At 61.2% G+C, this 20543-nt stretch carries 22 protein-coding genes and 1 pseudogene; 13 read left to right on the forward strand and 10 right to left on the reverse strand.

Translation table 11 applies throughout. The annotated features are described in order from the left end of the window. The first annotated feature begins 4 nt into the window (after window positions 1–4). From tssF to CWM54_RS03460, 4 genes are all read left to right on the forward strand, one after another. Window positions 5–1759 carry a type VI secretion system baseplate subunit TssF gene (tssF, locus tag CWM54_RS03445; protein WP_100695969.1) on the forward strand — a complete coding sequence of 585 codons (1755 nt, stop codon included), beginning with the start codon at window positions 5–7 and terminating at the stop codon, window positions 1757–1759. Then, window positions 1723–2808 (forward strand): type VI secretion system baseplate subunit TssG, encoded by a 1086-nt coding sequence (tssG, locus tag CWM54_RS03450; protein ID WP_100695971.1) that lies wholly within the window; start codon window positions 1723–1725, stop codon window positions 2806–2808. The genes tssF and tssG overlap by 37 nt, the downstream gene beginning before the upstream one ends. Continuing rightward, complete coding sequence (tssJ, locus tag CWM54_RS03455) at window positions 2786–3328, forward strand: type VI secretion system lipoprotein TssJ (protein ID WP_100695973.1); 543 nt, start codon at window positions 2786–2788, stop codon at window positions 3326–3328. The genes tssG and tssJ overlap by 23 nt, the downstream gene beginning before the upstream one ends. Window positions 3329–3433: 105 nt before the next feature. Next, a complete protein-coding gene (locus CWM54_RS03460; protein ID WP_100695975.1) occupies window positions 3434–3928 on the forward strand; it encodes a hypothetical protein in 495 nt (164 codons plus the stop codon). 66 nt (window positions 3929–3994) lie between these two features. On the opposite strand, the gene bdcA is transcribed toward CWM54_RS03460, so the two are convergent. Continuing rightward, the gene (gene bdcA, locus CWM54_RS03465) at window positions 3995–4708 is read right to left on the reverse strand and encodes an SDR family oxidoreductase (protein WP_100695977.1); all 714 of its coding nucleotides are present in this window, start codon (window positions 4706–4708) and stop codon (window positions 3995–3997) included. A 73-nt stretch (window positions 4709–4781) separates the two neighbouring features. Between bdcA and CWM54_RS03470 the strand changes: the two genes are divergently transcribed. Beyond that, on the forward strand, window positions 4782–5375 hold the full coding sequence (locus CWM54_RS03470; protein ID WP_100695979.1) for a TetR/AcrR family transcriptional regulator: 594 nt from the start codon (window positions 4782–4784) through the stop codon (window positions 5373–5375). A 4-nt stretch (window positions 5376–5379) separates the two neighbouring features. On the opposite strand, the gene CWM54_RS03475 is transcribed toward CWM54_RS03470, so the two are convergent. Then, window positions 5380–6135: an SDR family NAD(P)-dependent oxidoreductase gene (locus CWM54_RS03475; protein WP_100695981.1), complete on the reverse strand. Its 756-nt coding sequence runs from the start codon at window positions 6133–6135 to the stop codon at window positions 5380–5382. Between the two features lie 158 nt (window positions 6136–6293). Here CWM54_RS03475 and CWM54_RS03480 point away from each other — a divergent pair, with 158 nt between their 5' ends. Further along, window positions 6294–7172, forward strand: coding sequence for an AraC family transcriptional regulator (locus tag CWM54_RS03480; protein WP_004151595.1), 879 nt, complete (start codon window positions 6294–6296; stop codon window positions 7170–7172). A 50-nt stretch (window positions 7173–7222) separates the two neighbouring features. On the opposite strand, the gene CWM54_RS03485 is transcribed toward CWM54_RS03480, so the two are convergent. Together CWM54_RS03485 and CWM54_RS03490 are read right to left on the reverse strand one after the other, a co-directional pair. Continuing rightward, on the reverse strand, window positions 7223–7429 hold the full coding sequence (locus CWM54_RS03485; protein ID WP_100696889.1) for a DUF1471 domain-containing protein: 207 nt from the start codon (window positions 7427–7429) through the stop codon (window positions 7223–7225). 25 nt (window positions 7430–7454) lie between these two features. After that, window positions 7455–8384, reverse strand: coding sequence for an aromatic alcohol reductase (locus CWM54_RS03490; RefSeq protein WP_100695983.1), 930 nt, complete (start codon window positions 8382–8384; stop codon window positions 7455–7457). A gap of 138 nt (window positions 8385–8522) precedes the next feature. On the opposite strand from CWM54_RS03490, the gene CWM54_RS03495 reads away from it, so the two are divergent. Then, the gene (locus CWM54_RS03495; RefSeq protein WP_100695985.1) at window positions 8523–9428 is read left to right on the forward strand and encodes a LysR family transcriptional regulator; all 906 of its coding nucleotides are present in this window, start codon (window positions 8523–8525) and stop codon (window positions 9426–9428) included. Between the two features lie 18 nt (window positions 9429–9446). Here the strand turns inward: CWM54_RS03495 and CWM54_RS03500 are convergent, their stop codons facing one another. Next, window positions 9447–10370 carry a LysR family transcriptional regulator gene (locus CWM54_RS03500; RefSeq protein ID WP_100695987.1) on the reverse strand — a complete coding sequence of 308 codons (924 nt, stop codon included), beginning with the start codon at window positions 10368–10370 and terminating at the stop codon, window positions 9447–9449. An 87-nt stretch (window positions 10371–10457) separates the two neighbouring features. Between CWM54_RS03500 and CWM54_RS03505 the strand changes: the two are divergent. Continuing rightward, window positions 10458–11328: pseudogene (locus CWM54_RS03505) on the forward strand (MBL fold metallo-hydrolase). Continuing rightward, window positions 11321–12232: an NmrA/HSCARG family protein gene (locus tag CWM54_RS03510; protein WP_100695991.1), complete on the forward strand. Its 912-nt coding sequence runs from the start codon at window positions 11321–11323 to the stop codon at window positions 12230–12232. Before CWM54_RS03505 ends, CWM54_RS03510 begins: the two are co-directional and overlap by 8 nt. Window positions 12233–12288: 56 nt before the next feature. Here the strand turns inward: CWM54_RS03510 and CWM54_RS03515 are convergent, their stop codons facing one another. Further along, entirely contained in the window at window positions 12289–12837 is a 549-nt protein-coding gene (locus CWM54_RS03515; protein WP_100695993.1) for a TetR/AcrR family transcriptional regulator, read from the reverse strand. A gap of 88 nt (window positions 12838–12925) precedes the next feature. Here CWM54_RS03515 and CWM54_RS03520 point away from each other — a divergent pair, with 88 nt between their 5' ends. Then, on the forward strand, window positions 12926–13960 hold the full coding sequence (locus CWM54_RS03520) for an NADP-dependent oxidoreductase (protein WP_100695995.1): 1035 nt from the start codon (window positions 12926–12928) through the stop codon (window positions 13958–13960). A 46-nt stretch (window positions 13961–14006) separates the two neighbouring features. Here the strand turns inward: CWM54_RS03520 and CWM54_RS03525 are convergent, their stop codons facing one another. Continuing rightward, on the reverse strand, window positions 14007–15182 hold the full coding sequence (locus CWM54_RS03525) for an aminotransferase class I/II-fold pyridoxal phosphate-dependent enzyme (RefSeq protein WP_100630878.1): 1176 nt from the start codon (window positions 15180–15182) through the stop codon (window positions 14007–14009). A gap of 220 nt (window positions 15183–15402) precedes the next feature. On the opposite strand from CWM54_RS03525, the gene CWM54_RS03530 reads away from it, so the two are divergent. From CWM54_RS03530 to CWM54_RS03540, 3 genes are read left to right on the forward strand one after another with little or no spacing between them, the layout of a single operon-like run. Further along, a complete protein-coding gene (locus CWM54_RS03530; protein ID WP_100630877.1) occupies window positions 15403–16209 on the forward strand; it encodes a MetQ/NlpA family ABC transporter substrate-binding protein in 807 nt (268 codons plus the stop codon). Window positions 16210–16217: 8 nt separating this feature from the next. After that, window positions 16218–17231, forward strand: a complete 1014-nt coding sequence (locus tag CWM54_RS03535) for a methionine ABC transporter ATP-binding protein (RefSeq protein WP_100696891.1) — start codon at window positions 16218–16220, stop codon at window positions 17229–17231. Then, window positions 17224–17892, forward strand: coding sequence for a methionine ABC transporter permease (locus CWM54_RS03540; protein WP_004892563.1), 669 nt, complete (start codon window positions 17224–17226; stop codon window positions 17890–17892). The genes CWM54_RS03535 and CWM54_RS03540 overlap by 8 nt, the downstream gene beginning before the upstream one ends. A 44-nt stretch (window positions 17893–17936) precedes the next feature. Here CWM54_RS03540 and CWM54_RS03545 read toward each other — a convergent pair whose 3' ends face one another. The 3 genes from CWM54_RS03545 to CWM54_RS03555 all read right to left on the reverse strand — a co-directional run bounded on the left by CWM54_RS03545 (window position 17937) and on the right by CWM54_RS03555 (window position 20519). Continuing rightward, a complete protein-coding gene (locus CWM54_RS03545; protein ID WP_032739761.1) occupies window positions 17937–19136 on the reverse strand; it encodes an amino acid aminotransferase in 1200 nt (399 codons plus the stop codon). 38 nt (window positions 19137–19174) lie between these two features. Continuing rightward, window positions 19175–19789, reverse strand: coding sequence for a YitT family protein (locus tag CWM54_RS03550; protein ID WP_023322497.1), 615 nt, complete (start codon window positions 19787–19789; stop codon window positions 19175–19177). 250 nt (window positions 19790–20039) lie between these two features. Next, window positions 20040–20519, reverse strand: coding sequence for an Lrp/AsnC family transcriptional regulator (locus CWM54_RS03555; RefSeq protein ID WP_008805158.1), 480 nt, complete (start codon window positions 20517–20519; stop codon window positions 20040–20042). Between the last annotated feature and the right edge of the window lie 24 nt (window positions 20520–20543).

The following is a 20543-nucleotide window of genomic DNA, read 5'->3' on the forward strand; positions in this document are numbered from 1 at the left end:
ATTTATGGACGATTTAACTCTGCGTTATTACGACGCTGAAATGCGCTACCTGCTGGAAGCGGGTGAAGAGTTTGCCCGTGCTCATCCTGAGCAGGCGGCAATGCTCAATCTCGACAAAGCAGGCGCCCGCGACCCCTTTGTTGAGCGCCTGTTTGAAGGTTTTGCCTTCCTGATGGGCCGCATGCGCGAGAAGCTCGATGACGATCTGCCTGAGCTGACCGAAGGCGTGGTCAGTCTGCTGTGGCCACATTATTTACGTACCATTCCCTCGATGTCGGTCGTGGAATTCACCCCCGACTGGCCGGAAATGAAAGAGCCGATGACGATGGGCAAAGGTTTTGAAGTGCTTTCCCGGCCGATCGGTGAAAAGGGCACGCGCTGCCGGTACACCATCACCAAAGCGATCGCTCTGCAGCCGTTATCCCTTGAGCGCGTCCAGCTGGCCACCGATACGGATGGCCGGTCGGTGATCACGCTGCGCTTTAACTGCAGCCAGCTGACGGACTGGAGCCGGGTCGATCTCAGTCATATCCCGCTCTATTGCAACGCCGATGCGCCGCTGGCCTGCGCCATGCACGAGGCCTTTACCCTCAATGTGGCCCGGATGTGGCTGCGCATGCCCGATGAGGTGGATAGAAGGCCGCTGGACGGGTATTTCAGCGCGCTGGGATTTGGCGAGGATGACGGCCTCTGGCCTGAAGATGGCCGCAGTTTTCGCGGTTATCAGCTGCTGCTGGAGTATTTTACCTTCCGCGAAAAGTTCATGTTCATCGACCTGCGCGGACTGGAGACAGTGGATTTACCGGCCGGACTGGCGTGGTTTGAAATCGACATCGTGCTGGCGGAACGCTGGGAACATGACTTCCGCTTCAGCGAAAAGCAGCTGCGCCTGCACTGCGTGCCAGTGATCAACCTGTTTCCGCTGGAGTCGGATCCGCTGACCATCAACTCCCTGCAGACGGAATACCCGCTGCGCCCGATGCGCGTGCAGGACGGCCACACCGAAATTTACACCGTCGATTCCGTGATCTCCTCGCACCAGCAGGTTTACGCGCCGTTCTCAAGTTTTCGCCACAAAGGCGGCATGATGCGTCATGACGCGGCGGAATATTACTATCATACCCGGGTGCGCCGTGGCCCCTCCGGGCTTTACAACACCTGGCTTATCGTCGGCGGAGAAGCCTTCGATAATCATACCGTACCGGAAGATGAAAGCCTGTCGCTGACCCTCACCGGAACTAACGGCCAGCTGCCGCGTCGCGCGCTGCAGAGCACCGTGCTTGATACGGTGATGAAAACCACTTCCGCCAGCGTTGCGGTGCGTAACCTCTGCGCACCAACGCTGCCGTGCTATCCCCCGGCCCAGGACCGTTTTCACTGGCGGGTGCTGAGCCATCTGGGCAGCAGTTTTCTTTCCCTGATGGATAACGCTGAAGTCCTGCGCGGCACCCTGGCGCTGTATGAATGGACCGACAGCGAGATGAATCGTCGGCGTCTGGAAGCCATCCTCGACGTGAAGCACTGCGCAACAGAGCGCTTTGCGCAGGGCCATCTGGTGCGCGGCGTGCAGATTGAAGTCACCCTCGACAGTCACGGCTTTGCCGGACGAGGCGACATATGCCTGTTTGGCGAGATGCTTAGCCGCTTCTTCGCGCTCTACACCGACATCTACTTGTTCAACCGCCTGATTATCATTCTGCAACCAACCGGAGAACGACTGGAATGGGAAGAGAAGCACAGCCGCCGCATTCCCGGCTGACCCCGCGGCTGGAGGTCGATCTGCCGCGGATCAATTTTTACCGATTCTGCCAGCTTCTGGAAAAGCGGCGTCCCGGCCAACCGCTGATGGGGGCGACCAGCCATCCGGCAGACGATCCGGTGCGTTTTTACCCGCATCCGGGGATGGGGTTTCCGGCCAGCGAACTGAAAGATGTGGAATACGATGAGGCCGATGACAGCAGGCCGCCGGTCATTCGCACCACCTTTATGGGGTTGTACGGTGTCGATTCGCCGCTCCCGACGGCATATCTCGATGATATCGCCCAGCGCAGGGAAGGGCATGAAGCGCTGCAGGGCTTACTGGATATCTTCAGCCACCGGATCATGACGCAGTTTTACCGCATCTGGCGGAAATACTCCTGGCCCGCCACCTTTGAGCCCGGCGGCACCGATCGTCTCTCGCAGTCGCTGCTGGGCCTGGCGGGGCTGGGCATCCCCGGCACGACGCAGCATATCGCCTCGCCGGCGTCGCGCTTTCTGGCGCTAACTGGCGTGCTGCGTCAGCCTGGCAAAACCCAGCAAGGGATCCAGGCGCTGGTCACCCTGCTGGCCCCGGAGACCACTGTCAGGGTGAGCCCGTACAGCCTGCGTCCGGTGGCGATCAGCCAGCCGCTGGGTTTTTACGGCGATGACGACTTCTTACTGGACGGCAATATGCCGCTGGGTGACGAAGCGATGGATGCCAGCAGCCAGCTCCTCGTCGCCCTTACCACCGACAATCCCGCGGAGGTGCAGGGCTGGAAGCCTGACGGCCCCCTGTTTCGGGACTTTCTCATCCTGCTGCGGGTATACCTCGGCTGGCGATTCCGGGCCAACATCACCCTGACCGCGCCGACCCGACTGCTGGCTGTCCCGCCGCTGGGGGACGAGCCGTTCTGGCTCGGTATGAACGGCGTGCTGGGTGTGGGGGAGGGCGAGAGTCAGGACGATATTCCTCAGACCTTTACCACCGAGCTGGGTACCTATACGGGCCTGCAGCCTGCCACCTTTCTACAAGGAAACCGACGTGTTACGTACAAGTTTGACTAAAACCGCCTGCCTGCTGCCCCTGCTTGCGCTTTGTCTGAGCGGGTGCGGGCTCACCCAGCGCGTCTCGGAGGGGACCAAAACTGCCTTCAACGCCGTTTTTTATAAGAAAATTAATACGCTGCATCTGGACTTTACCGCGCGCGAAGCGCTCAACACCGATGGCAGAGAGAATCACACGCTCTCTGAACCGGTGGTGGTGCGCATCTATCAGCTTAAAGATCGCCAGACCTTTGACCGGCTGGTTTACCAGCAGCTGCTGGAGGAGGGGGATATTCTGCTCGCCGCCGATCTCCTCGCCAGTCGCGATGTGGTGATCAGTCCCGGAGGGGATGCCAGTCTGAATATGCCGCTGAAAGCGGAGGCGACGTTCGTGGCGGTTGTCGGCCTGTTCCGCCATCCGGACATAGAAAGAAATACCTGGAAGCAGGTGCTGGGGCGTGAGGAATTGGATCCGGACAAGCCGCGCATTTTTACCGCCGAACACAACCAGCTACGGCTCAGGCCTGAAGCGGCGAAGTAACGTCAAAAACAAACATTTGTGGCGGGGCTATCGCGCCAGTTCGCCCCCAATCTTCGTAACCAGCGAACGGGCGATACCATCTTCACCACAGCACAGGGAGATAACGTGACAGCGAGGGAACGTTTTTTTAAGAAACTGCAGCAACAGCAAAATCCGCAGCGGACAGCGGCCCTCGACGGGTCGGTCGCCGCGGATATCGCCAGGTTTCGTCAGCAGATGGCGGCGCTGGCTCAGCAGATAAGTCAGTGGTTTGATGGAACCGGTATTGAGGTGGTGATGTCGACCCGCCATCTCCAGGACCTGAGTACCCTTGGCTACAGCCTCAACAACGGCATCTGCCGCTACGATATCCCGGCCATTCGTCTGCAAAACGGCGAGCGCAGCGTCAATATCGTGCCGCAGCAGCTGTTGGATGGCGTGGAAAAGGGGATCGTGACGCTGAGTCTCGAGACACCCGGCGGTACGGGCTCCCGGGAGGTGTTTTATCTTAGCCTGGCCCCGGAGGATGGCTGGATGATCCGCAAGGCGCACCAGTCCCCGCAAGCGCGGCTTATGCTTACCGAAGATCGCTTTTTTATGGCGGTCGACAGCCTGGCCTGAAGATCCCTGACAGGGGATGACGTTCCCGCGGCGGCGGTGCAAAGCGCGCATCGCCGCCCGGGGATATCAGGCGCCAAACGCTCCGTCGATGGTGTGCATGGCGCCCGTGACAAACGACGCCTCCGGACCGGCCAGCCACGCCACCATTCCCGCCACCTCTTCCGGGCGGCCGTGGCGCTTAATGGCCATAAAGCTGTGCATCAGCTCTTTCATCGGACCGTTCTCCGGGTTGGCGTCGGTATCAACAGGGCCGGGCTGGACGACGTTGACCGTGATGCCGCGCGGGCCAAAATCCCGCGCCAGGCCACGCGCCAGCCCCTGCAGGGCCGATTTGCTGACCGCATAGGCCGCCATTCCCGGCACCGGCATGCGATCGCCATTGACTGAACCGATGACAATAATGCGTCCGCCTTCCGGCATCCGGCGCGCCGCTTCCACGGAGGCATGGTAGGGGGCATGAATATTGATGCGGAACAGGCGATCGATGGCATCGCTGTCCTGCTCGAGGGCATCGCCGAAAATCGCGATCCCGGCATTGACCACTAACACGTCCAGCGGGCCGCTGTCGCGGACCAGGCTTATCACCGCATCGCGATCGGCGCTGTCCGCCTGCACCGCCGTGCTGCCGGTCTCCGCCGCCAGCCGCTCGGCCGCTTCCAGCGAACCGGAATAGCTAAACACCACCGATGCGCCATCGGCGACAAAACGCCTGACGATCGCCGCGCCAATTCCCCGACTCCCGCCTAAAACCAGCACTGATTTGTTGTGAAACGCTGTCATATCCCGCACCTCATGATATTGTAGTGATGATTACAATATGCTGCGGCAAAACAGGCTGTCAAGGATTAATATAGTGACCACTACAAAACCAGGGCGTACTCCGGGACGTCCTCGCCAGTTTGATGCGGAACAGGCCATTGAAACGGCGCAACGCCTCTTTCACGCGCGAGGCTACGACGCGGTGAGCGTGGCCGATCTGACCCAGGCTTTCGGTATCAACCCCCCGAGTTTTTATGCCGCTTTCGGCAGCAAGCTCGGGCTGTATACCCGCGTCCTGCAGCGCTACAGTCAGACCGGGGCCATTCCCATCGACGCCCTGCTGCGAGACGACCAGCCGGTGGCGGTGTCGCTCATCGCCGTGCTGCAGGAGGCGGCTCGCCGCTATGTGGCCGATCCGGCCGCCGCCGGCTGTCTGGTGCTGGAGGGGGGTCATTGCCAGGATGCCGACGCCCGGGGGGCGGCAGGCGAATGGCATGCCGCGGCAAGAGCCAAAATCCAGCAGTATATCGCCCGCCATCACCCGCAGGACGCGCTGCGGGTGACTGACTATATGGATACGCTGATGCTTGGCCTGTCGGCGAAAGCGCGGGAAGGGGATAGCCTGCCGCGTCTTCTGGAGACCGTGCGGCTGGCAGGCCTGGCGCTGGAGCGCATCCTGCCAGCCTGAGTCGTCAGATGGTTTGTCCGCCCGACACCTCGATCCGCTGGGCGGTCACCCAGCGGTTATCGTCGCGCAGCAGGCTGGCGATCATCGGCCCAATATCCTCAGGAACGCCCACCCGTCCCAGCGCCGTCATGGCGGCAAACTGCGCGTTAACCCCTGCGTCGTCCCGCACCAGCCCGCCGCCAAAATCGGTGGCGATAGCCCCGGGGGCGATGGTATTGACGGTGATGCCGCGCCCGCCCAGCTCGCGGGCCATATACACGCTCAGCATCTCCACAGCCGCTTTGGCCGCGGCGTAGGCGGAGAAGCCAGGATAGGAGACGCGGGTCAGCCCGGAAGAAAAGTTAACGATCCGTCCGCCGTCCGCCAGCAGCGGCAGCAGGGTTTGTACGAGGAAAAATACCCCCTTAACGTGGACGTTAAACAGCCCGTCGAACTGCGCTTCGCGCGTTTCGGCCAGCGAGGCAAATTCGCCGTGTCCGGCGTTATTGATCAGATGGTCGAGGGTGTCCCGCCCCCAGACGCTGGCCAGCGCAGCGCTCAGGCTGTCGGCGAAGGCCGGGAAGCTGGCGGTTTGCGCCATATCCAGCGGCAGGGCGATGGCCTTGCGCCCCAGGGCGCGGATGTCGGCGACCACCTCTTCCGCCTGTTCGAGATTGCCGCGGTAGGTGACGATGACATCCCCACCCTGGCGGGCGATATCCAGTGCAGTCTGACGGCCAAGGCCGCGGTTGGCGCCGGTAATAAGTGCAATCTTAGTCATGTTCGGTCCTCTCTGGTATGTGGAGGCTCTACAATAGGGGCCGCGCGTCAGGCCGGGTTGCCCAATCCTTGTTATTTTTTGCCCATTTCTCTCCGTTCACTCCCTTTTCCCGGGAAATAGCGCATACTCAGGCTTTAAAACTTGCCTGAAAGGAACTTATGCGCGACGCCCTGTTCGATCTCTGCCGCCGGTTTGCCGATGCTCATGTCGATAGCAGCGGGGTGGCGGTTACCCCGGTTCCCGGCATCACCCTGGTGCGGGCCCTGCATCCTGGCGATCTACAGGCGGCTATCGCCAGGCCGCTGGTGGCCATGCTGCTTCAGGGGCGCAAGAGCGTGACCACCGGCCTGGCGAGCTTTGACTATGGCCCGGGCGAGGCGATGGTGATTGCCGCGGATGTCCCCACCACCAGCCAGATCACCGAGGCCAGTCAGCGTTTTCCCTATTACGCGCTGGTGCTGGAGCTGGACCTGGCTATCCTGCGCGAGCTGCAGGAGGCCGGGCCGTCAGGGCCGGATGAGGCGCCCCGCGTCGGTATCGAACCGATGAATGCCGATGTGACGGACGCCGCTTACCGGCTGGCAAGACTGTTTGATCAACCGGGGGCGCTGGCGGTGCTGGGGGAAGGTCTGCGGCGGGAGCTGCATTACTGGCTGTTGCAGAGTGTCCACGGGCCGGCCATTCGGGCGCTGGGCGCCGTAGACAGCCATTCAGCGCGGATCCGCCGGGCGGTGGCGATGCTGCGCCGGGATTTTATGCAGCCAGTCAGCGTCGACGCGCTGGCCGATGCCGCCGGGATGAGCGTCTCTGTCTTTCACCGTCATTTCCGCGCCATGACCACGCTGTCGCCACTGCAGTTTCAGAAGCAGTTGCGCCTGATCCACGCCCGCCGCCTGATGCTGGCGGAAGGGATGAGCATTGCGCAGGCTGCCGGGGAGGTGGGCTATATCAGCGTGTCGCAGTTCACCCGGGAATACGCTCGCCTGTACGGCGCGCCGCCGGGCCGCGATCGTCGGCGGGAAAAAATGAGCGCCTGACCTGGCGCGCGGGCTGGCGGCAGCTCATCCCTGAGCCTGGCGCCGGGGTTTTAGTCCACGAGGGTCGCCGTGATATGCACTTTGTTGCCCATTCGCGCTTCAGTAATGCGATAGGCGGTTGCGCCCTCGCGGGCGGTCTGCTGGCGGATTTTGCCTTCCGCATGGTCCAGAGTATCGCCGGTGGCGGTGATGGTCCTGGCGTTGACCGCCAGCGGCAGCAGACAACTCAATACGATCAGTGGAATCAACTTGTTCATCTTCATTCTGTCCTGTGAGAGAAAATCAGCGCGCGGCCTGCAGCCAGCCGGCAACGTTCTGGGTCGGCAGATGATGCCGGGCATTCCAGGTATCCTCCATCGGCCACCACATGCCGTCGCCCCGGGCGAAGGCGGCGCGATAGCGCAGCATGGTGTTCTCCGGGTCCGCCCGCAGCTGGTCCAGCAGGGCGGGCAGGGTGTGGACGGCTTTGCTGAACGTCTGCTGTGTTACGCGCTCCACGGTATCCGCCAGCTGGCGGTAAGAGGTCGTTTCGCCGGCAACAAATACCACTTCGTTGGCAATCCGCGGCTGATGCAGATAAATCGCCGTGGTCAGGCGGCCAATATCCGCCGGCGAAGTGACTGTCACCTGGGTATCCCAGCTGCCAAGGGCGTGAAGGGTTCGGTTGGATAAATTCACCACATCGAAGTCTGGCTCGAAGAGAAAGCTGGTAAACATCCCGGTGGAGACAATGACCCATTCCGTGGCCTGCTGCGCGCGCAGCAGGGTCCGGACATCATACTGCTCGTCCCAGACCGGCTGGCCGCTACCTTTGCCGACCACATCGTAATTGACGCCAAACTGCCAGGGAAAATAGCGGGGTACCCCGGCCGCCAGCACCGCGCGGGTGATTTTCAGCTGTGTCCCCGGTCCGGCGACAAAACCCATGCAGTTAATCACGGTGGTGAATCCGCGAAACTGCCCGGCCAGGGCCTCCTGGGATCCACCGGCGATGTCGACGGCGAGAAAAGTGGCCCCGGCGGCGGCCAGCGCCTGATGGTTTGCCGACCGCAGCTGGCCGGTTTCATCCCAGGCCGCCGGCGAGACGATAACCGAGACCGTGCCCTGGCGCTGGATCACCGCAGGCACCAGCGCATCGAGAACGGCGGCGCCCAGTTGTCCCGCTCCCAGCACCAATACCTTTTCCTCATGATTAAGATTATCAGTTTTCATTTTGACTCCTTGCTCAGTTAAGCCCTGTATCGACTGGATACAGGCTCAGTGTAGGGGGGCGGGCATCATTCGATAAGAACAGGATTTCGGGTTAGACTGTTCGTTATAATGGGATAATAATTGCCGGGGGAGAACGAAATGGACAGACTGGATGCCATGCAGTTGTATGTTGCGGTTGTGGATGCCCACAGCTTCGCCCGTGCGGCGGAGGTGCTCGGGCAGCCGCGCTCCACGGTGTCGCGGGTAGTGAAGGAGCTGGAAGCCTGGCTTGGGGCGCAGCTTCTCCAGCGCACCACCCGCAAGCTCAGCGTGACGGCGGAGGGGCGCCGGTACTACGAGGAGTGTAAACGGTTGCTGGCCGAGATGGCGGCGATGGAAGCCTCTTTTCCCGGGCGCTCGGCTCAGCCCGCCGGGCGATTCAAAGTGGGGATGCCGCAATCCCTTGCCCGCCACTGCATTCTGCCGAGGATCGGCGAGTTTTTGCAGCAGTATCCCGACCTGGAGCTGATCCTCTGCTCAAGCGACAACGTGGAAGATATTATTCAGGAGGGATTCGACTGCGTGATCCGTACCGGGCGAATCGAAGATTCCACCACCCTGGTGGCGCGTCCTCTGGCCCGCTACCGCTGGATGGTCCTCGCCTCGCCGGCCTGGCTCGCGGCCCACGGCCGGCCGCAGAGCATCGACGATCTGCACCACCACCGGGCGGTGGGCTACCTGAACCACCGTACCGGGCGGACCATCGACTGGCTTTTCTCCCTCGATGACGGCGACTGCGCGATCCGTATGCAGGAGACGCTGGTGGTCGACGATACCGATGCCTATATCCAGGCCGGCGTTCAGGGGCTGGGCCTGATCCGCGTCGCCAGCTATCTGGCGCAACCTTATCTGCAGAGCGGCGCGCTGGTCGCCTGTCTGGAGCAGGCCGCTTCTGATCTTCCCTTGTCGCTGGTCTATCCGCAAAACCGCTATCTGCCGCCGGCGGTGCGCGCGTTTTATGACTGGAGCAGGCGCGTTCTGCAACCCCCGCTCAGCGAGGCTTGATGCCGGGCATCGGCCCGGTTATTGACCGCGCATGGCCTGTTTTAACTTCGTCACCAGCCAGTTCAGCGCCGGATCCTGCGCCCGGCGTTTGTGCCGCAAAATGCACAGCGTAAATTCCGGGTAGGCTACCGGCGGGGCGTCTGCACGCAACGCGTACTGCGCCTGCCAGCGCTGCGCCAACCCCTGCGGGACGGTGGCGAACAGCGGCAGGGTGGTCAGCAGCAGGGGAAAGGTGGAGAAATTCTGCGTGGCAAAGCGCACGCGCCGCGCGAGTCCCTGGCTGGCGAGCTGGCGGTCAATTTCACCGTGGCCGGTTTCGCGATAGGCCACCATCACATGTTCCCAGGCGACAAAGTCGCTCACCGACAGCGGCCCGCGACAGGGGATCTGCTGCGGCGACCACAGGGTGGTGACTCCCATGGTCATCACTGGCTCGCTGACCACCTCCCCGCGGCTCTGTTTGTTGACAGACACCGCGACATCAATGCGCTCCTCCTCCAGCAACTGGCGAACCTTGAAGGGGTCGGCGGCTATCGACTGCAGTGAGACCCCAGGCGCCTCCTGCATCAGCCCGGGTAACAGCTGGGGCATCAGCCAGTGTTCGCTCCAGTCGCTGAGGCCGATGCGAAAAAGCTGCTGCACGCGCGCCGGGACGAACTCCCCGGCGCCAAACATCGCCGAATGCAGGTTTTCCATCAGCGGCTGCAGGTCGGTCATCAGCGCTTGCGCCCGCGGCGTCGGCAGCATGCCTCTGGCGCTGCGCACGAACAGCGGGTCGTCAAACATCTCGCGCAGCCGCTTCAGCGCCCCGCTGATAGCCGGCTGGCCAAGGTGCAACACCTCTGCGGTGCGGGTGACGCTCGCTTCGCGGTACAGCACCATCAAGACCGTCAACAGATTCAGATCGATACGGCTAAAATCATTTTCAATGATTTTCTTCATTATGATAATCAATTTGAATGTGGGTTATCCCGGCAGCATAGTGAATCTCACCCCGATAAATCAACCAGCGCAATGCGCGCGGAGGGTGTGATGCAAACTTACCAGACAGGCGATAGCCTGATTTTCAAAGTGCCGGAGCGCGAGATGACCCTGCAGCCGGCGGCGCTCTATCCAGAGGCGTTCCCGGTAGCGGAGGCGGACAACGTTATTCAGTCGATTGCGCTGTCGATCCACAGCTGGGTGGTGCAGACTCCCCACGATCTGATTGTTATCGATACCGCCACCGGCAACGGTCGGGAGCGCGGCGGCAATCCGCTCTATCATCAACTTAACACGCCGTATCTGGAGAATCTCCGCGCCGCGGGAGTGAACCCGGAGGACGTGACCCTGGTGCTACTGACCCACCTGCATACCGACCATGTCGGATGGAATACCGTCTGGCAGGACGATCGCTGGGTGCCGCTGTTCCCCAACGCCCGCTACCTGTGCTCGGCAAAAGAGCTGACGCGGGTGAAAAACAGCGAACGCTACCGGGCGCTGTGGCTCGACAGCCTGCTGCCGGTGATCGAGGCCGGCCTGCTGGAAACCGTCGATGTGGCGGCCCGGCCGCGAGTCGGCGGGCGGATCGCCTTTGTGCCCACCCCCGGCCACAGTCCGGACCATGCCGCGTTGATCCTCGCCGCCGGAGATGATTACGCCTGTTTCTCCGGCGATCTCCTTCATTCTCCGCTCCAGTTTGCCCATCCGCAGTGGAACTCAGCGTTCTGCGGCGATCCCCGGCAGGCGGAAGCCTCCCGACGGGAGATGATGGCGTGGGGAGCCAGCCATCATGCTCAATGGTTCACCGGGCATTTTGCCGGGCCTTCCTGCGGCTGGCTGGAGGAGGTTAAGCAAGGTGACTATCGCTGGCGAGAGGCCGGGCAACAAGCTGCAGATAAGGGGAAACAGTGATGAATAATGCGCAAAGCGTGTTGGTTTTTGGCGCGACCGGTCAGCAGGGCGGCTCGGTGGCGCGGGCGCTGCTGCACCGCGGCTGGCGGGTTCGGGCGCTGGTCAGGGATCCTTTCTCCGCCGGGGCCGTCGCGCTGGCGGCACGGGGAGCCGAGCTGGTGGTGGGTACCTTTGACGACCGGGCGGCAATGCGATCGGCAATGGCCGGGGTCGACGGCGTCTTCAGCGTCCAGCCCAGTTCGCCGGGAGGGACGGTGACCGATGAGCAGGAGGTACGCTACGGGATAACCATCGCCGATCTTGCCGTCGAGTGCGGGGTGAAGCATCTGGTGTACAGCTCCGGCAGCGCGGTGGGGGAGATGCCCACCGGCGTAGCGCATTATGACACCAAAGCGGCGATTGAACGGCATATCCGCCGCCTGCCGCTGGTGGCGACCATCGTGCGTCCCGCCACCTTTATGGAGCTGTTGGTGATGCCCGGTTTTGGCCTTGATGAAGGTCATTTTCACTTTTTTATGCTGCCGGAGGGGAGGATGCAGGTGCTGGCGGTGGAGGATATCGGCCATCTAGTCGCGGCGGTTTTTGCCGCGCCAGCGCGGTTTGCCGGCAAGACGTTTGAGATCGCCAGCGACAGCGTGACCGGCCGTCAGCTGGAGGGGTTATTCTCCGCGGCGGCGGGACGGCCGATCCCCTATTCGCGATTTTCCGATGAGGTGCTGGCCGCCAGCCCTTTTCTGCACAAGCTGACCGGGCTGGTGGACGACGGGCGGCTGGCCGGGCACGCCGACCTCGACGCCATGCGCCAGCTGCACCCGCAGCTGCACACCTTCGCCGGCTGGCTGTCCGGCCCTGGCCGTCCCGCCTTCGAGCGGGCGCTGACCAGCGGGGCCAACTGGGCGTTTAATCGTTAAAGGCGGGCGTACCGGTCACTCTCGAGGCGTGCTGTCTCGTCGGTGGCTGGCCGCCGCTAGCCGGCAGTCAGGATCGCGTCGGCCAGCACCGCAAAAATCCGCTCTGCGCGCGGGGCATGGGACGGCTGCTCCCGCAGCCAGGCAAGCGCGGCAATCAGATCGAACAGTTCGTCTCCGCTGAGATCTGGCCGTGCCTGGCCGGCCTGCTGCGCGCGGGTCAGCAGCGACGTACCGGCGGCGCGCAGGGCAACGCAGGCGCTGTGCAGGGCGGACTCAGGATCGTCGATGGCGCTCATCAGCGGAGCGATGATCCCGCGATGCTGATGGGTAAACGCCACGCTCTCGGCCAGCCACTCCAGCAGCGCCGCGGCAGGATCGGCGGCGAGCAGAAGCGACTCAGCCCGGGCGGTTAGCGCCGCAAAGCGGCTGCGGAGCAGGGCTTCCAGCAGGCTGTCGCGGTTGGGAAAGTGGCGGTAAAGGGTTCCCATTCCGACGCCCGCCCGGCGGGCGATATCGCGTAGCGACGCCTCGGCGCCTTGCTCCACAAAGACGTCCCGAGCCACGTCGATTAACAGATCATAATTTTTTCTGGCATCAGCTCTCATTGGCGTTCCTTGACAAACGGAGCACTGCTCCATATATTCGGAACAGTGCTCCGTTAAATATAACGCATTTCCATATGAGGAGAAAGCGATGTCGACGCAGATGATGAAGGCCGTTCAACAGCACGCCTTTGGCGGGCCGGAAGTCCTGAACTATGAGGATGCGCCACTGCCGGTGCTGCAGGCCGGCGAAGTGTTGGTGCAGGTGCACGCGGTGGGCGTGAACCCACCGGACAGCTATCTGCGCGATGGCTATCAACAGCTGCCCCCGGAGTGGCGGCCCGAGGTCCGCTTTCCCTTGATCCTCGGGACCGATCTCTCCGGGGTGGTGGTGGCGCGGGCGGATGACGTCCGGGAGGTGGCGGTCGGCGACGAAGTGTACGCCATGGCGCGTTTTCCCGAAGGGGCAGCAGGGGGCAGCCGCGCTTACGCCGAGTACGTTAGCGTGCCGGTCAGCGATCTGGCCCGCAAGCCCCTAACCCTGAGCCATCAGCAGGCCGCCGCGGTGCCGATGTCACTCCTCACCGCCTGGCAGTTCATGATCGAGCCCGGGCATGAGGTGGTGAATCCGCTGCAGCCGGGGCCGCATCGGCCGGTGCCGCTGGCAGGTAAACGCGTCCTGGTCAACGGTGCGGCGGGCGGCGTTGGTCATTTCGCCGTACAGCTGGCGAAGTGGCAGGGCGCCGAGGTGATTGCCGTCGCCGCGGGCCGCCATGAAGCCTTTTTACGTCAGCTCGGCGCCGATGCTTTTATCGACTATACGACCACAGCGGTTGAGGAGGCGGTGCGTGACCTGGATCTGGTCATTGATGCGCCGGGCGGGCCGGCCAGCGGCCGTTTTCTGCGTACCCTGCGGCCCGGCGGCGCGCTGTACCCGGTCTTTCCGCTCGGCTTTGCCGGGGCGGAAGAGGCGCGACAGCGCGGAGTGACGGTCTCGACCACCCAGGTGCGCTCCAGCGGCGCGCAGCTCGCTCGGCTTGCCGACCTGCTGGACGCCGGAGTCATCCGGGTTGCGATTGACAGCGTTTTCCCCCTTGCGCAGGCGCAGAGGGCGCACGAGCGAGCGGTGCAAGGTCGTCTGCAGGGCAAAATTGTACTGTCGGTGATGGACTCCTCAGCGGAGTAACCCCCGGCGGCCAGGGTTACGTTTGTTCGCTTCTCCCGGCGGCGGACTAAAACAGCGCCAGCCGGGCGAGACGGTCCAGCGCGTTGCTCAGCGCGTCGTCGCCTGCCGTGAGGCTGATGCGAATAAACCCTTCACCCCCTTCGCCAAAACCAGTGCCCGGCGCCACCAGAATATGCGCTTCCTGCAGCAGCAGGCGGGCAAACTCCTGCGAACGGTAGCCGGGCGGCACGCCGAGCCAGAGGAAGAAAGTGCCTTGTGCGGCACGAGCCGGCCAGCGCAGCGCAGCCAGTCGACGCAGAACCCACTCCCGACGTTGATGATAGACCGCCGTCAACTGCGCAATCCGCTCAGCCGGCAGGTTGAGCGCAGCGATCGCCGCATCCTGAATCGCGCCAAACACCGTGCTGTAGCTATGGGTATGCAGCTTTTTAAACGCCCGGATAATCGAGGCGTTGCCGACCGCGAAGCCGAAGCGCCAGCCGGCCATATTAAAGGTCTTGGAAAAGGTATAGGTTTCCACTCCCCACGCTTTCGCGTCGGGCTGGGAGAAGAGGCTCAGCGGCGCATCGCCAGCCGCGCTGCCGATGGCCGCATAGGCAAAATCATGGAGGATCGGCACCTGGTGACGACGGGCAAATTGCAGAGCGCTGGCGAACAGCGCCGGCGTGGCGAGGGCGCCGGTTGGATTATGCGGGTAGTTAAGTACCACCAGCCCGGCCTTGTCAGCCACCTCCTGGGGGAGGTCGTTAAAATCCGGCAGGAAATGGTTCTCCGCCCTGAGCGGCAGGCCATAAAACGCGGCCTGGGACTGCAGCGCCGCCGAGCGGTAAATCGGATAGCAGGGATCGGTGGAGATCAGATATTGCCCGGGGCTGAGCAGCGCCCGCGGGATGCCGCCAATGCCGATATGCGAACCCTGAAACACGGCGACTTCGCTGTGCGGATCGAGTTCCACATCATACTGCCGGCGATAGAACTGGGCGATCGCCTCGCGGACCTGTGGTTTGCCCCAGAACGACGGGTAGCCATGGTTTTCACGACGATGAATGGCGCTCTGTAGCGAGTCAATCACTTCCGGCGGAGTGGGTTGATCCGGACTGCCGCTGGAAAGATCGATCAGCGGCAGCGCTTCGGTGTTGACCTCCGCGGCCAGTTTTTCCAGCAGGCTGAACAGATTCTCTTCCAGCGCATCCACCAGCGGTGAAGCAGTAAAATCAGGCATAACACTCCCGGTTTAAGTCACGAATAATTAGTCATCTTTAAGGGATTTATTACGCCTGGCTAAATAACAAAATACGCAAAGGATTCTTGTTTTTAGGATATGTCGATATAGCAAAAGTTAATGAGGAATTAGCAAAAGGAAATCCGGCGTTCTGGCTTACAACCCTCAGTCGGCTGTGATTTAATCGCTCAATATCGTCAACCTTCCAGGAAAATACCTTATGAACAAGTCAGTTGCGCTCGGGATGACCCTCGCCCTGTTGTCGGCCACCTCTTTTTATGCCGCCGCCGAAGACCACCTTATCCGCGTCGGCTTTAACCCCGGGCCGTATAAAGAGCAATTTGAGAAAGGCGTCGCGCCCTATTTATTGAGTAAAGGGTATAAAATCGAATATAAGGATTTCAGCGACGGTATTCAGGTGAATGATGCAGTAGCCCGCGGGGATATCGAAGCGAATATTATGCAGCATCCGGTATATCTGAAAGCAATTAATGAGCGGCTGGGGATCGATAACGTGGGCATTGTGCAGGTCCCCACGCCGCCGATGGGGCTGTACGGCGGTAAACTGACCACCCTGGGCACTCCGGCGGCAGGGACCGTCGTGTCGGTACCGAACCAGCCGTCGAACGAATATCGCGCGGTGCTGGTGTTACAGAGTCTGGGCTGGGTGAAGGTCAAACCGGACAGCGACCCCGCCACTTTTTCGCAGCGCAATATCGTTGACAATCCGTACAAAATTGTCCTTAAAGAGATGGATAATGCCCAGCAGGTTCGCGCTCTGCCGGATGTCGACTATGGCCTGATTCAGGGCAATTTCGCCGTCTCCAGCGGTATGTCCCTGACTTCGGCATTAAAGCTGGAGGCTGCCACCAGCCATTTTATTAATGTCGTGACCGTCGCCGGTAAAAATCAGAAGGCGCAGTTTGCCAAAGATATTATCGATGGCTACCACTCTGCCGATTTCAAAAAATATATTCTCAGCCATCCACAGTATGATGGTTACCTGCTTCCTGATTATTTAAAATGAATAACGCGATGATAGAGTTTCGCCACGTCAGTAAAAGCTTTTTCAGGAAAGGACATCCGGTTCTGGCCTTGCAGGATATTAATCTCAGCATTGAACGAGGCGATATTTTCGGCATTATTGGCTACAGCGGGGCAGGAAAAAGCACCTTATTACGGCTGATTAATCGTCTGGAAACGCCTGGCGAGGGCGAGGTGCTGTTAAACGGCGAGCCGCTACAGGCCTGCAGCGGCCAGCGCCTGCAGGCGATCAAAAAAGATATCGGCATGATCTTTCAGAATTTTAATCTGCTGAATTCGAAAACCGTTTTCCATAACATCGCCATCCCGCTGATTTTACAAGGCCGCGACAAGGCCTTTATCCAGGCGCGGGTGGCGGAACTGCTGGCGTTCGTCGATCTGAGCGACAAAATCCACAGCTACCCTAATGAGCTGTCGGGTGGACAAAAGCAGCGGGTCGGTATTGCCCGGGCACTGGCCACCAACCCGTCGGTGCTGCTGTGCGATGAAGCCACCTCGGCGCTCGATCCCCACACCACGGTGCAGATCTTACTGCTCTTGCAGGAGATTAATCGCCGCTATGGCATCACCATCGTACTGATCACCCATGAGATGTCGGTGATCCAGAAAATCTGTCACAAGGTGGCGGTGATGCAGGCGGGCCGTATCGTTGAGCAGGGGACGGTTTTCGACCTCTTTGCCCAGCCGCAGCATCCGGTAACGGCCAGTTTCGTGCAGTCGGTGGTGCACGATCGTCTGCCGCAGCGGGTGGCGTCGCTCCTGCAGCGCGATAACGGCGCCCGGGCTTTACGCCTCGAATTTATCGGCGCGACGGCGCAGCAGCCGATCATTAACCACCTGATCCGCGAGTATGCTGTCGAGGTGAATATCCTGTTTGCCAGCATGTCTGAAGTTCAGGGCCGGATCCTGGGATTTATGATTGTGCAACTCCTCGGCGAGCCTGACGAAACCGACCGCGCCATCACCCATCTGGCCGATGCAGGAGTGAAAATCACCCATGTTTGATCTTATTGATACCGCCATTACCGGCGATCAGTTTCTGCTGGCGCTGCATGACACGCTGATTATGGTCGCCGTCTCGCTGGGCTTTGGCGCGCTGATCGGCGTACCGTTAGGGATTGTGCTGGTGGTTTGCCGTCCTGGCGGCATCGTGGCCAACCCGGTGGTGCATCAGGCGCTGAATCCGCTGATTAACGTGCTGCGTTCGCTGCCGTTTATCATTTTGCTGATTGTGATCCTGCCCTTTACCCGACTGCTGGTGGGCACCACTATCGGCACCGCGGGGGCCATCGTGCCGCTGATCGTTTTTGTCGCCCCCTACATTGCCCGGCTGGTGGAGAGCTCACTGCTGGAGGTGGATGAGGGGATCCTCGAAGCCGCGGATGCGATGGGCGCAACCCCCCTGCAGACGGTCTGGCATTTTATGCTGCCGGAGGCGGCAGCGTCGCTGATTCTGGCCCTTACCACGGCGACCATCGGCCTGCTTGGTGCGACCGCCATGGCAGGAACGGTGGGCGGCGGCGGTATTGGCGACCTGGCGATCACCTATGGCTATCAGCGCTTCGACGCCTTTGCCACCCTCACCACCGCCCTGGTGCTGATTGTGATTGTCCAGCTCATTCAGACGCTGGGCACCCGCCTGGCTCGCCGACTGCGTCGCGAATAACCGTCGTCCCGCCCCGGGGTAACCGCGGTTGGCGGGACAGCGGCTTAGCGCGTGGAGACCGCGGCAAAGGCATGGGCGACTCGCGCAATATTCCCGTGGTTGAGCCCGGCCACGCAGACCCGACCGCTGGCGATCAGGTAAATGCCGTACTCTTCACGCAGGATGTCCACCTGCCGGGTGCTAAAGCCGGTATAACTGAACATGCCGCGCTGGGTCAGCAGATAGGAAAAATCACCCTCCGGCTGGGCGGCCTGCAGGGCCGTCACCAGCGCGACGCGCATGGCGCTGATGCGGGTGCGCATGGCTTCCACTTCTTCCTGCCACAAGGCGTTCAGCGCGGGAGCGTTGAGCACCTGCGATACCACCTGGGCGCCAAACCCCGGCGGGCTGGAGTAGTTGCGCCGCACGGTGGCTTTCAGCTGGCCCAGCACGCGCCCGGCGATATCGGCATTGTCGCAGACCACTGACAGGCCGCCAACCCGCTCGCCATACAGCGAAAATATCTTGGAAAACGAGTTGCTGACCAGCGCCGTCAGCCCGGCGCTGGCGATGGCGCGAATGGCATAGGCATCCTCGTCCAGTCCGCGGCCGAAGCCCTGGTAGGCGATATCAAGGAATGGGATCAGCTCCCGGGCGATCAGCACCTCAATCACGCGATCCCACTGCTCGCGGGTGAGATCGGCCCCCGTCGGGTTATGGCAGCAAGGGTGAAGCAGCACAATGCTGCGCGGCGGGAGTTGCTGGAGGGCGGCGAGCATAGCGGGGAAATTCACCCCGCGGGTGGCGCTGTCGAACCAGGGATAGGTATGTACCTCAAAGCCGGCGCCGGCAAAGATGGCAACGTGGTTCTCCCAGGTTGGATCGCTGACCCAGACCGCGGAGTCGGGGAAGTAGCGCTTGAGGAAATCAGCGCCCACCTTCAGCGCGCCGGAGCCCCCCAGCGTCTGGATGGTGGCGATGCGTCCGGCACGCAACGCCGGATGATTGTCGCCAAACAGCAGGGTCTGGACCGCACGGCGATAGGGCGCCAGCCCCTCCATCGGCAGATAAAGGCTGGCCTTTTGCTGCTGACTCTGCAGCCGGTCAGCGGCCTGACGGACCGCCTCCAGCTGGGGAATAATGGCCTGCTCGTTATAGTACAGCCCGATGCTGAGGTTAACTTTGTCTGCCCGGGGATCCTGTTGAAAGGCTTCCATCAGCGACAGGATAGGATCGCCCGCATAGGCGTCAACGTTCTGAAACACAGTGGTTACTCCTGAAATGACCGTCAAAGGTGAAGCCATTACACCGCGTAGCGTCCGGGACGGTGGTTCATGGCGATAATCGAATTCAAAACTACGGCGCCGAGGATAGAGACCAGCAGCATCGGCAGGCTTACTACCCATAGCGAGGCGGTGACGATGCAGGCGTCAACCACCATCTGGAATTTACCGGCGCGGATGCCACTTTTGTCCTGCAGATAGAGGGCCAGAATATTAACGCCGCCGAGGCTCGCTTTATGGCGAAACAGCACCACAAAGCCAATGCCGACCATGATGTTGCCGAAGAGGGTGGCGTAATAGGGGTTCAGGCGATCGACATGAATAAAGTAACCGTGCAGGTCAGAGAACAGGGACACCAGTCCGACCGCGCAGAAGGTTTTCAGCGTGAAGGCGGCGCCCATCCGCCGGACGGAGAGCCAATAGAAAGGCAGGTTAATGACGAAGAAGACCACGCCAAACGGCAGGTGGGTGGCATAGTGGATCAGAAAGGCCATACCTGCCGTTCCGCCGGTCAGGGCGCCGGCCTGGCGAAATAAAATAATGCCAAAGGAGATCATCAGCGTGCCGAACAGCAGCGCCAGGGTATCCTCCAGCCAGGTGTGGGTCAGTTTTTCAGGGGAAAGGATATTATCCATAAATAAGCACTATCTTTTCGTTAACAAGGATAAGTCCTTGTTTGCAAAAATCGCACCAGAGGAGGGGGCCGGGCGATCGTTTGCGGAAAAAACAGGCGCTATTCAGCCTAACGTATTGTTATGCCAAAAAGAGAAAATTGCACGACCCATGCGATTTTCTGCATTACATTGCGCAAACCGTGCAAATTATCACGCTGTGATGCATTAACTAACCCTGCGTTTGCACCAGCGCAGGGCATCATGCCCTGATTCAGCGCAGCGGATCCGGGCCCGGCATCAGCTGGCCATTCTCTTTAAGGCGGTTGAGTATCACCGCGGTTTTCAGGTGGGCGACCCCTTTGTTTTGCGCCAGAATATGGCTGATCAAATGGCTCAGACCGGGCAGGTCCGGGACCGTCACCCGCAGCAGATAATCGGCGTCGCCGGTAGTTTTCCAGGCATCCAGAATGGCGTCCACTTCACTGAGCATCTGGTGAAAACTCTCCACGCATTGCGGGGTGTGATTCAGCAAGCGCACTTCTATCAGGCCCAGCATTTCCTGCCCGGCAGCATCCGGCGCCAGCCGCGCATGATAGCCGAGGATAAGCTGCGCCTGTTCAAGGGCGATGCGGCGCCGTGAACACTGGGAGGCGGACAGGCCGATGAGATCGCTCAGTTCCTGATTGGTCAAACGGCCATTGGCCTGCAGCAGGGTGAGAATTTTCAAATCATAGTCGTCGATGTTGTACATGGTGGCCACTAGTGGAACGTCAGA

Origin of the sequence: Klebsiella sp. D-Nf1 (assembly GCF_002810515.1) — a bacterium.
Taxonomy (GTDB): domain Bacteria; phylum Pseudomonadota; class Gammaproteobacteria; order Enterobacterales; family Enterobacteriaceae; genus Klebsiella; species Klebsiella variicola.

What these genes read in the sequence shown, in the direction of transcription:
- CWM54_RS03540 (WP_004892563.1), top strand. Translation starts at nt 17,224, where the DNA reads ATGTTTGATCTTATTGATACCGCCATTACCGGCGATCAGTTTCTGCTG.
- CWM54_RS03490 (WP_100695983.1), bottom strand. Translation starts at nt 8,384, where the DNA reads ATGAAAACTGATAATCTTAATCATGAGGAAAAGGTATTGGTGCTGGGA.
- tssG (WP_100695971.1), top strand. Translation starts at nt 1,723, where the DNA reads ATGGGAAGAGAAGCACAGCCGCCGCATTCCCGGCTGACCCCGCGGCTG.
- CWM54_RS03475 (WP_100695981.1), bottom strand. Translation starts at nt 6,135, where the DNA reads ATGACTAAGATTGCACTTATTACCGGCGCCAACCGCGGCCTTGGCCGT.
- CWM54_RS03525 (WP_100630878.1), bottom strand. Translation starts at nt 15,182, where the DNA reads ATGCCTGATTTTACTGCTTCACCGCTGGTGGATGCGCTGGAAGAGAAT.
- CWM54_RS03480 (WP_004151595.1), top strand. Translation starts at nt 6,294, where the DNA reads ATGCGCGACGCCCTGTTCGATCTCTGCCGCCGGTTTGCCGATGCTCAT.
- CWM54_RS03535 (WP_100696891.1), top strand. Translation starts at nt 16,218, where the DNA reads ATGATAGAGTTTCGCCACGTCAGTAAAAGCTTTTTCAGGAAAGGACAT.
- CWM54_RS03520 (WP_100695995.1), top strand. Translation starts at nt 12,926, where the DNA reads ATGTCGACGCAGATGATGAAGGCCGTTCAACAGCACGCCTTTGGCGGG.
- CWM54_RS03515 (WP_100695993.1), bottom strand. Translation starts at nt 12,837, where the DNA reads ATGAGAGCTGATGCCAGAAAAAATTATGATCTGTTAATCGACGTGGCT.
- CWM54_RS03495 (WP_100695985.1), top strand. Translation starts at nt 8,523, where the DNA reads ATGGACAGACTGGATGCCATGCAGTTGTATGTTGCGGTTGTGGATGCC.
- CWM54_RS03555 (WP_008805158.1), bottom strand. Translation starts at nt 20,519, where the DNA reads ATGTACAACATCGACGACTATGATTTGAAAATTCTCACCCTGCTGCAG.
- CWM54_RS03530 (WP_100630877.1), top strand. Translation starts at nt 15,403, where the DNA reads ATGAACAAGTCAGTTGCGCTCGGGATGACCCTCGCCCTGTTGTCGGCC.
- CWM54_RS03550 (WP_023322497.1), bottom strand. Translation starts at nt 19,789, where the DNA reads ATGGATAATATCCTTTCCCCTGAAAAACTGACCCACACCTGGCTGGAG.
- CWM54_RS03500 (WP_100695987.1), bottom strand. Translation starts at nt 10,370, where the DNA reads ATGAAGAAAATCATTGAAAATGATTTTAGCCGTATCGATCTGAATCTG.
- CWM54_RS03510 (WP_100695991.1), top strand. Translation starts at nt 11,321, where the DNA reads ATGAATAATGCGCAAAGCGTGTTGGTTTTTGGCGCGACCGGTCAGCAG.
- bdcA (WP_100695977.1), bottom strand. Translation starts at nt 4,708, where the DNA reads ATGACAGCGTTTCACAACAAATCAGTGCTGGTTTTAGGCGGGAGTCGG.
- tssF (WP_100695969.1), top strand. Translation starts at nt 5, where the DNA reads ATGGACGATTTAACTCTGCGTTATTACGACGCTGAAATGCGCTACCTG.
- CWM54_RS03485 (WP_100696889.1), bottom strand. Translation starts at nt 7,429, where the DNA reads ATGAACAAGTTGATTCCACTGATCGTATTGAGTTGTCTGCTGCCGCTG.